Raw genomic sequence first — 345 nt, 5'->3', positions numbered from 1 at the left:
CATCGATACGCAGATCCTTGTGACTCAACAGCAAGCCCTTGCCGATCAGGGAGTCCGACGTGAGACTCAGGTCCTCGCCTGCGAGGATGCGCCCGCGATTGTTGTCGAGGCTGTTCACTTGCAGACGGGCTAGGCCACCTGCCACCACCACACCTGCGCCATTGCCCAGCGCCCCGGCCTTGATGTGCAGATCCGTGCCGGCACGCACACCTTGATCCTCGCCCGAATGCAGGTTGTGCAGTGCCTGACCGTGCGTATCGAGGTCGAGGCTCTTCAGGGCCTGCAACAATCCGCCCTCATTGTTGACTTCACCGGTGGAGAGCGTCAGCTTGCCCCGGGCAGCGA

Annotated in this window: 1 protein-coding gene; it reads right to left on the bottom strand. The window is 62.6% G+C overall.

Features of this window, described 5'->3' with window-relative positions:
• Positions 1–345 (bottom strand): hypothetical protein (locus ACODSZ_RS23185; protein WP_488928658.1); only part of this gene is annotated, 345 nt, incomplete at both ends.

This window comes from Herbaspirillum sp. FG34, assembly GCF_057809315.1.
Note: the sequence above shows the minus strand (reverse complement) of the source record. Positions and strands in the feature narration are given on the sequence as shown.